This is a genomic window from Bradyrhizobium sp., assembly GCF_017881085.1.
Lineage (GTDB): Bacteria > Pseudomonadota > Alphaproteobacteria > Rhizobiales > Xanthobacteraceae > Bradyrhizobium.
Map to the genome: position 1 here is coordinate 1 of NZ_JADGRI010000245.1, position 8,279 is coordinate 8,279.

Here is an 8,279-nt window from a genome sequence, read left to right on the forward strand (position 1 = left end):
CGGCAGGATGTTGTCCTCGAGATTGGCGAGGTTGGTGCGTTCCCAGATCGCCAGCGCCGTGGCGGTCGCTTCCTCGTCGGACAGGGGCGCGTAGCGATGAAAATACGACCTGGGATCGTGGAACGCGGTGTCCCGCAAGGCCAGGAAGCGCCTGATGTACCACTCGCGCAGCACGGATTCCTCGGCATCGATATACACGGAGAAATCGAAGAAGTCGGACACGACAGGCACGGCCTTGCCGTCGCGCGGCAGCCGGCCGGTCTGCAGGACGTTGACGCCCTCGACGATCAGGATGTCCGGCCGGTCGACCTCGATCCATTCGTTCGGAATGATGTCGTAGGTCAAATGCGAATAGACCGGCGCCCGCACCCGCCCGCGCCCGGCCTTGATGTCGCTGAGGAACGACAGCAGCGTCGGCAGGTCGTAGCTCTCGGGAAAGCCTTTCTTCTGCATGATGCCCTGCCGCTCGAGCAGGGCATTGGGGAACAGAAAGCCGTCGGTGGTTACGAGATCAACCTTGGGCCGCGGCGACCAGCGCGCCAACAGCGCCTGCAGCACGCGCGCAGTGGTCGATTTGCCCACCGCCACCGACCCGGCGACGCCGATGATGTAGGGCATCTTGCGGTCCTGGATGCCCAGGAATTGACGCTGCGCGAAATACAGCCGCTGCGTGGCATCGACATAGATCGACAATAGTCGCGACAGCGGCAGGTAAATGTCTTCGACTTCTTTCATGTCGAGGCGGTCATGCATCGAACGCAGGCGCGAGAATTCGCCAGGTTCGAGCGTCATCGGCGTGTCGTCGCGCAGCCGCGCCCACTGCTCCCGGGAGAATATCCGGTAGGGATTGTATTGTTGCTCCGGTGCCCGAATATCCATGACGCAGCCTCTAGCTTGCACGTCGGGCAGGATCTGGCCCGAACCCCGTTGCCCACAATTTCTTGAGCATGATCTTCTCGGAAAACCGGTACCCACTTTTCCGGATCATGCTCTCAGTCGCGCTTGCGCGACGCCTTTTCTTCCAGTCCGGACATACTCGTGCGCAGCCCCAGCGCTGCCTCAACTTCCTCGAGCTTCACTCCACGCGACTTCAGAAGCACCAGCAAATGAAACAGCAGGTCCGCACTTTCGGCGATCAGATGGTCGCGATCGTTCTCGACGGCGGCGATCACGGTTTCCACCGCCTCCTCGCCCAATTTCTTGGCGCAATGCTCCGAACCCTTGTCCAGGAGCTTGCGCGTATAGGACGCCTCTCCTCCCGACGCCGCGCGGGCATCGATGGTGGCGGCGAGATCGTGGAGCGTGAAACGCGGCATCAACTCAACTCACGCGCCCGCAAATTCGGGCGCCACTGAAGGCATTTAGCACTTTTGTGACCGGGAGTCGTCAGGGATCCAGCCGCATCGGCAGCCCGGCCCGCACCATATGGTCCTTTGCTTGACGTATGGTGAATTCCCCGAAATGGAAGATCGACGCCGCCAGCACCGCGGTCGCGTGCCCCTCGCGGATGCCGTCCACCAGATGGTCGAGATTGCCCACGCCCCCCGAGGCGATCACCGGCACCGAAACGCTGTCCGCGATCGCACTGGTAAGCGGAATGTCAAAACCCTGCCGCGTGCCGTCGCGGTCCATCGAGGTCAAAAGGATCTCGCCGGCGCCGAGCGAGACCACTTCCTGGGCATATTCGATGGCGTCGATCCCCGTGGAATTACGGCCGCCATGGGTGAAGATTTCCCAGCGCTCGCCGCCGCCGCCGCGCTTGACCCGCTTGGCGTCGATCGCGACCACGATGCACTGCTCGCCGAATTTCTCGGCCCCTTCCTTGACGAATTCGCGGCGGCTGACGGCGGCAGAGTTGATCGACACCTTGTCGGCGCCGGCGCGGAGCAGGGTCTTGATGTCGTCGATGGTGCGCACGCCCCCGCCGACCGTCAGCGGCATGAAACAGGCCTCCGCGGTGCGCCGGACCACGTCCAGCATGGTGCCGCGATTTTCATGGGTCGCGGTGATGTCGAGGAAGCACAGCTCATCGGCGCCGGCGGCGTCATAGGCGACGGCCGCTTCGACGGGATCGCCGGCATCGCGCAGATCGACGAAATTGACGCCCTTGACGACTCGCCCGTCCTTGACGTCGAGGCAGGGAATCACGCGCACCTTGAACATTTCTGGACTCCTAGGCCGCGGCACGCGCGTCGCGGATCAGCGCCAATGCGGCCGCGGGATCGAGACGGCCATCGTAGAGCGCGCGGCCCGCGATCGCTCCGGCCAGTTTTTTCGCGCGGGGCTGGAGCAGCGCGTTCACATCGTCGATGGAGGCAAAGCCGCCGGAGGCAATGACGGGGATCGAAATCCGCTCGGCCAGCGCAATGGTGGCGTCGAGATTGAGACCCTTCAATAAGCCGTCGCGCGCGATGTCGGTGAAGATGATGGCGGCGACGCCGGCATCCTCGAATCGCCCTGCGATTTCCAGCGCGGTGACTTGCGAGGTCTCCGCCCAGCCTTCGACCGCGACCTTGCCGTCGCGGGCGTCGAGGCCCACCGCGACGCGGCCGGGGAATTTCTTTGCCGCGCTCTTCACCAGCTCGGGATCGCGCACCGCCGCCGTGCCGATGATCACCCGCGCGACGCCCTTCGCCAGCCAGGCCTCGACCGTTTTCAAGTCGCGGATACCGCCGCCGAGCTGCACCGGCATGGTGACCGCCTTGAGCATCGCTTCCACCGCCAGTGCATTCATCGGCTTGCCGGCAAACGCACCGTCGAGATCGACCACATGGAGATATTCAAACCCCTGCGCGGCGAAGGCGCGCGCTTGCGCCGCCGGATCGAGGTTGAACACGGTCGCGCGCGCCATATCGCCCTGCTCCAGGCGCACGCACTGGCCGTTCTTCAGGTCGATGGCGGGAAAAAGGATCACGGCTTCCATTTCAAAAAGTTGGAGATCAATGCGAGGCCGAAACGCTGGCTCTTCTCCGGGTGAAACTGGGTGCCAATCGCAGTGTCCTTGCCGACGATCGCCGTCACCGGGCCGCCGTAATCCGCGCGTGCCACCACATCCGCCTCGTGGGCCGCGTTGAGGTGGTAGGAGTGCACGAAATAGGCGTGGCGGCCTTTCGGCCCCAGCGGCAGGCGTTCCAGCACTGGATGCTCGCGGACCAGATCGAGCGTGTTCCATCCCATGTGCGGAATCTTCAAATTCTCCTCGCGCGGCGAGATCTTTTCGACGTCGCCGGCGATCCAGTTGAAGCCGCCGGTCACGACATGCTCCTTGCCCCGGGTTGCCATCAGCTGCATGCCGACGCAGATGCCGAAGAACGGCCGGGCCTTGTTGCGTACGGCCTCCGTCATCGCATCGATCATGCCGTCAAGCGCGTCGAGCCCCCGGCGGCAATCGGCGAAGGCGCCGACGCCGGGCAGCACGATGCGATCGGCGCGATACACGATCTCGGGATCGCGGGTCACCACGATCTCTTGCGGATTTTCCATGCTCCGCGCCGCGCGCTCGAACGCTTTCGCGGCCGAGTGCAGATTGCCGGAGCCGTAATCGATGATGGCAACGCTCACCGCGGCGCTCCCGGGTCCGGAAACAATCCGATGATGTCGCTGTGCGGCAGCGGCGGCGGCTTCGAAAACGGCTGGCCCGGAATATCGCGGGTCGGCGGCGGCGCGCCGCGGTCGACCGCCAATTGGTCGTTGTTGAGCCCGCGCCGTCTCGCAGTCCAGCGGTCGAAGAAGCGCCGTTCGGCCGCCTCCTCGTCGTCGGCAACCACGATGTCGAGCTGGCGCCAATTGCGCCGCGACAGCGTCCAGCGCTCGAGACTCGCCGCCTCAAATCCCAGCAGAAGCGCGAGCAGAATATCCACGAGCAGGATCGTCCCGCCGCCGACGCCGAGCTTCACCATGCCGAAATCAAGGGCGGCCATCAGCACGATCCAGCCAAGCAAGGCCAGCCACAGCCGATGCCAGGCAAGCCACACCACGCCCAGGACAGCGGCCCAGAAATGGAAGCCGTCGCGAACAAAGGCAAAGCGGTCGGTCGCCGCGAAATCAGCGCCGTTCGCCGTGGGGACATGCACCGTGTAGACCGGCATCGTACTCTCCGCCGAGAACAAGCAATCAGCCGCCGAGCTGACCCTTGGTGGATGGCACTTCGCCCGCGGCCTTGGGGTCGATGGCGACGGCCGCGCGCAGCGCCCTCGCCAGACCCTTGAAGCAGGATTCGGCGATATGATGGCTGTTCTCGCCATATAGGGTCTCGACGTGCAAAGTCACGCCAGCATTGATCGCAAAGGCGTTGAACCACTCGCGCACCAGTTCGGTGTCGAAGGCGCCGACCTTGTCGCGCGGAAAATCGACCTTGAACACCAGCACCGGCCGGCCGGAAATGTCGATCACGACCCGCGACAGCGTTTCGTCCATCGGCATGTGGATCGAGGCATAGCGGGTGATCCCGGCCATGCTGCCGAGCGCCTGCTTCACCGCCTGCCCGAGCGCGATGCCGACATCCTCCGTGGTGTGGTGGTGGTCGATATGAAGGTCGCCGACCGCCTTCACGGTAAGGTCGATCCGGGAATGCCGGGCCAGCAGATCGAGCATATGGTCGAAGAAGCCGATCCCGGTCGCGACGCTGGACGCGCCGGTCCCGTCGAGGTTCACGGTCACCTCGATGTCGGTCTCTTTGGTCTTGCGCTTGATGGTGGCGATGCGCATGAAAAGTGCTTTCCCTTGGCCGGCCTTGACTGGTGCTTAACGCGCTTGACGTCGTTTGGGCCGAAAACGCGCCCTTTTAACAGGGGGATGCCGCCTTCGCTACTGCGGGATCGCCGGATCGGGATGAACTTCGGCCTATGGTGACTGGAATCCGGCCGAAAGCGCCGCCGATTGTAACCCTCCGCCTTAGTCCCTAAATCTGGGCCAACGCGAGGGTAATCCATGGACGCATCACAATCCCAGTCGCCGGTCTGGCACGGCACCACCATTTTGACGGTCCGCAAAGGCGGCAAGGTGGTGATCGGCGGCGACGGGCAGGTCTCGATCGGCCAGACCGTCATCAAATCCAACGCCAAAAAGGTCCGAAAACTCGGCAAGGGCGACGTGATCGGCGGTTTTGCCGGCGCCACCGCGGACGCCTTCACGCTGTTTGAACGGCTCGAAAGCAAGCTCGAGCAGTATCCGGGGCAACTGACGCGCGCGGCGGTCGAACTGGCCAAGGACTGGCGCACCGACCGTTACCTGCGGCGGCTGGAGGCGATGATGATCGTCGCCGACAAGGACGTGTCGCTGGTCCTGACCGGCACCGGCGACGTGCTGGAACCGGAAGCCGGCGTGATGGCGATCGGGTCCGGCGGCAATTACGCGCTGGCGGCCGCCCGCGCGCTGGTCGATTCGGACAAGGATGCCGAGGCCATCGTGCGCCGCTCGCTCGATATCGCCGCCGACATCTGCGTCTATACCAACCGCAACGTCACCATCGAGAGCCTGCAGAGCGGCTGATCGATGGCGCCGGATTATGTTTTCCGCCCGATGACCTCCGCCGATCTTCCGCTGATCCGGCGCTGGCTCGAAACGCCTGAGGTCGTGCGCTGGTGGGGACAGCCGGACGAACAATACGCGCTTGTGAGCGGCGATCTCGATCATCCCGATATGGATCAGTTGATTGTCGCGCTCGATGACCATCCGTTCGGCTACATCCAGTGTTACGCGCTGAGCACCTGGAACCAGGGCTTTGGCACGCAGCCGCCGAAGACGCGCGGCATCGATCAATTCATCGGCGAGCCCGACATGATCGGTTGCGGCCATGGCTCCGGCTTCATCCGGCAATTTGCCGACGGCTTGCTGAGTTCAGGGATTCCGCGCGTCGTGACCGATCCCGACCCGGACAATGCCCGTGCGGTCCGCGCCTACGCCAAGGCCGGCTTCCAGAGCGATCGCCTTGTTGATACGTCTGACGGCCCTGCCTTGCTGATGGTCCGCAACCCATGACGATTGAGCGCAGCGCGCCGGCCACTCCCGGTCTTTCGCCGTGGCATTGGGTAGGGATTGCAACCCTCCTGCTCGCGCTGCAGGCGTCGATCCTCTATGCGATGGGGCGCGTACCGATCTGCACCTGCGGTTACGTCAAGCTGTGGCACGGGGTGGTGCAGAGCTCGGAGAATTCGCAGCACCTCACCGACTGGTACTCCTTCTCGCATCTCATCCACGGCTTCCTGTTTTACGGCCTGACCTGGCTGGTGCTGCGGCGGGTGCCCTGGCAGGGCCGCCTGATCGTGGCGATGCTGATCGAAGGCGGCTGGGAGCTGATTGAAAACTCCAACTGGATCATCGAGCGCTACCGGGCCGGCACCATGTCGCTGGATTATTTCGGCGACAGCATCGTCAATTCGGTGTCCGATACGCTGTCGATGGTGGTGGGCTTTCTGCTGGCGCGAAAGCTCCCGGTGGCGGCGACGATCGCGCTCGGGCTTGCCTTCGAGATTTTGGTCGGGCTTCACATTCGCGATAATCTCACCCTCAATATCATCATGCTGATCCACCCTTTCGAGGCAATCCGGCACTGGCAGGCGGGACCGCCGATCATCTAGAAACCGCTTGTGCCAGCCACATTTGAACCTACCTAGGACCCATGACCGACTTTTCCCCCCGTGAAATCGTTTCCGAACTCGACCGCTTCATCGTCGGCCAGGCCGACGCCAAGCGCGCCGTCTCCATTGCGCTGCGCAACCGCTGGCGGCGCCTGCAGCTCACAGGCCAGTTGCGCGAGGAGGTGCTGCCGAAGAATATCCTGATGATCGGGCCGACCGGCGTCGGCAAGACCGAAATCGCGCGGCGGCTGGCGAAACTCGCGGGCGCGCCGTTCATCAAGGTCGAGGCCACGAAATTCACCGAGGTCGGCTATGTCGGCCGCGACGTCGAGCAGATCATCCGCGACCTCGTCGAAGTCGCCATCGCGCAGACAAGGGAGCGCAAGCGCAAGGACGTACAGGCCAGAGCCCAGCTCGCCGCCGAGGAGCGCGTACTCGATGCGCTGGTCGGCGCCAACTCAAGCGCCGCCACCCGCGACTCCTTTCGCAAGAAACTGCGCGCCGGCGAACTCAACGACAAGGAAATCGAGATCGAGACGCAGTCTTCGGGCGGCATGCCGATGTTCGAGATTCCCGGCATGCCCGGCGCGCAGATGGGCGCGATCTCGATCGGCGATATCTTCGGCAAGATGGGCGGCCGGACCAAGACCCGCAGGCTTACGGTCGAAGGCTCCCACGAACTGCTCGTCAACGAGGAATCCGACAAGCTCCTGGATAACGATCAGCTGGTGCAGGAGTCCATCAACGTGGTCGAGAACAACGGCATCGTGTTCCTCGACGAGATCGACAAGATCTGCGTGCGTGAAGGCCGCAGCGGCGGCGGCGATGTCTCGCGTGAGGGCGTGCAGCGCGACCTGTTGCCGCTGATCGAAGGCACCACGGTTTCGACCAAGCACGGCGCGGTCAAGACCGACCACATCCTGTTCATTGCATCCGGCGCGTTCCATATCGCAAAGCCGTCGGATCTGTTGCCGGAACTGCAGGGCCGCCTGCCGATCCGGGTCGAGCTGGCGGCGCTCACGCGCGACGACATGCGCCGCATCCTGACCGAGCCCGAGGCTTCGCTGATCAAGCAATATGTCGCGCTGATGCAGACCGAGGGCGTGACGCTGGATATCACGGACGGCGCCATCGACGCGCTCGCCGACGTCGCGGTGGCCGTCAATTCGACGGTGGAGAATATCGGCGCGCGGCGATTGCAGACCGTGATGGAGCGGGTGCTGGACGAGATTTCCTTTGCCGCCCCCGACCGCCACGGCGAGACCATCCAGATCGATGCCGAATATGTGCAGAAGCACGTCGGCGACCTCGCCAAGAACACCGATCTGAGCCGATTTATCTTGTAGCCGCTATGCGTCGTCCCTGCGAAAGCAGGAGACCCATAACCACAGACGTGCGCGATTGTGCCAGAGCTGGTGTTCTAGCCTTACCAAAATTTAGATCGGCGGTTATGGGTCCCGGCTCGCGCCTCGCTTGGCCGGGACGACATCGAAGAATGGCGTGTGCATTGGGCTTGTGATAGTGCATTGGTCAATCTGTCGGCGCTTTCGGGGACTCGATGAATCTGCGTGTGCGGGAAAACCCCTGGCGCCTGATGTTGGCCGTCAACGTCGCCGTCCTGATCGGGGTTTTTCTCTACAAGCTCACGCGCGAGCCCTACGTCCCCTACATTCACCTCTTGGTCGATTATCATTTCGGCTT

At 63.5% G+C, this 8,279-nt stretch carries 11 protein-coding genes; 4 read left to right on the forward strand and 7 right to left on the reverse strand.

Annotation, left to right across the window (positions count from 1 at the left end; translation table 11 throughout):
• From coaA to hisB, 7 genes are all read right to left on the reverse strand, one after another.
• Window positions 1–879: type I pantothenate kinase (coaA, locus tag QZ213_RS20395; RefSeq protein WP_291687901.1), on the reverse strand; the 879-nt coding region annotated here is incomplete at its 3' end.
• A 113-nt stretch (window positions 880–992) separates the two neighbouring features.
• Window positions 993–1,316: a phosphoribosyl-ATP diphosphatase gene (locus QZ213_RS20400; RefSeq protein WP_291687902.1), complete on the reverse strand. Its 324-nt coding sequence runs from the start codon at window positions 1,314–1,316 to the stop codon at window positions 993–995.
• A gap of 70 nt (window positions 1,317–1,386) precedes the next feature.
• Window positions 1,387–2,163, reverse strand: coding sequence for an imidazole glycerol phosphate synthase subunit HisF (gene hisF, locus QZ213_RS20405; RefSeq protein WP_291687903.1), 777 nt, complete (start codon window positions 2,161–2,163; stop codon window positions 1,387–1,389).
• Between the two features lie 10 nt (window positions 2,164–2,173).
• Window positions 2,174–2,923, reverse strand: coding sequence for a 1-(5-phosphoribosyl)-5-[(5-phosphoribosylamino)methylideneamino]imidazole-4-carboxamide isomerase (gene hisA, locus QZ213_RS20410; protein WP_291687904.1), 750 nt, complete (start codon window positions 2,921–2,923; stop codon window positions 2,174–2,176).
• Window positions 2,911–3,561: an imidazole glycerol phosphate synthase subunit HisH gene (gene hisH, locus QZ213_RS20415; protein WP_291687905.1), complete on the reverse strand. Its 651-nt coding sequence runs from the start codon at window positions 3,559–3,561 to the stop codon at window positions 2,911–2,913. The genes hisA and hisH overlap by 13 nt, the downstream gene beginning before the upstream one ends.
• The gene (locus QZ213_RS20420) at window positions 3,558–4,088 is read right to left on the reverse strand and encodes a DUF2628 domain-containing protein (RefSeq protein ID WP_291687906.1); all 531 of its coding nucleotides are present in this window, start codon (window positions 4,086–4,088) and stop codon (window positions 3,558–3,560) included. Before QZ213_RS20420 ends, hisH begins: the two co-directional genes overlap by 4 nt.
• A 25-nt stretch (window positions 4,089–4,113) precedes the next feature.
• Complete coding sequence (gene hisB, locus QZ213_RS20425) at window positions 4,114–4,707, reverse strand: imidazoleglycerol-phosphate dehydratase HisB (protein ID WP_291687907.1); 594 nt, start codon at window positions 4,705–4,707, stop codon at window positions 4,114–4,116.
• Between the two features lie 222 nt (window positions 4,708–4,929).
• On the opposite strand from hisB, the gene hslV reads away from it, so the two are divergent.
• From hslV to hslU, 4 genes are read left to right on the forward strand one after another with little or no spacing between them, the layout of a single operon-like run.
• The gene (gene hslV / locus QZ213_RS20430; protein ID WP_291687908.1) at window positions 4,930–5,490 is read left to right on the forward strand and encodes an ATP-dependent protease subunit HslV; all 561 of its coding nucleotides are present in this window, start codon (window positions 4,930–4,932) and stop codon (window positions 5,488–5,490) included.
• A gap of 3 nt (window positions 5,491–5,493) precedes the next feature.
• Window positions 5,494–5,979: a GNAT family N-acetyltransferase gene (locus tag QZ213_RS20435; protein WP_291687909.1), complete on the forward strand. Its 486-nt coding sequence runs from the start codon at window positions 5,494–5,496 to the stop codon at window positions 5,977–5,979.
• Window positions 5,976–6,578 (forward strand): DUF2585 domain-containing protein, encoded by a 603-nt coding sequence (locus QZ213_RS20440; RefSeq protein WP_291687910.1) that lies wholly within the window; start codon window positions 5,976–5,978, stop codon window positions 6,576–6,578. The genes QZ213_RS20435 and QZ213_RS20440 overlap by 4 nt, the downstream gene beginning before the upstream one ends.
• A 41-nt stretch (window positions 6,579–6,619) precedes the next feature.
• Entirely contained in the window at window positions 6,620–7,924 is a 1,305-nt protein-coding gene (hslU, locus tag QZ213_RS20445) for an ATP-dependent protease ATPase subunit HslU (RefSeq protein WP_291687911.1), read from the forward strand.
• Window positions 7,925–8,279 lie beyond the last annotated feature (355 nt).

Excerpts from the sequence above, each read along its gene's own strand:
- QZ213_RS20400 (WP_291687902.1), bottom strand. The coding sequence starts at position 1,316 with ATGCCGCGTTTCACGCTCCACGATCTCGCCGCCACCATCGATGCCCGC.
- hisF (WP_291687903.1), bottom strand. The coding sequence starts at position 2,163 with ATGTTCAAGGTGCGCGTGATTCCCTGCCTCGACGTCAAGGACGGGCGA.
- hisA (WP_291687904.1), bottom strand. The coding sequence starts at position 2,923 with ATGGAAGCCGTGATCCTTTTTCCCGCCATCGACCTGAAGAACGGCCAG.
- QZ213_RS20420 (WP_291687906.1), bottom strand. The coding sequence starts at position 4,088 with ATGCCGGTCTACACGGTGCATGTCCCCACGGCGAACGGCGCTGATTTC.
- hisB (WP_291687907.1), bottom strand. The coding sequence starts at position 4,707 with ATGCGCATCGCCACCATCAAGCGCAAGACCAAAGAGACCGACATCGAG.
- hslV (WP_291687908.1), top strand. The coding sequence starts at position 4,930 with ATGGACGCATCACAATCCCAGTCGCCGGTCTGGCACGGCACCACCATT.
- QZ213_RS20435 (WP_291687909.1), top strand. The coding sequence starts at position 5,494 with ATGGCGCCGGATTATGTTTTCCGCCCGATGACCTCCGCCGATCTTCCG.
- QZ213_RS20440 (WP_291687910.1), top strand. The coding sequence starts at position 5,976 with ATGACGATTGAGCGCAGCGCGCCGGCCACTCCCGGTCTTTCGCCGTGG.
- hslU (WP_291687911.1), top strand. The coding sequence starts at position 6,620 with ATGACCGACTTTTCCCCCCGTGAAATCGTTTCCGAACTCGACCGCTTC.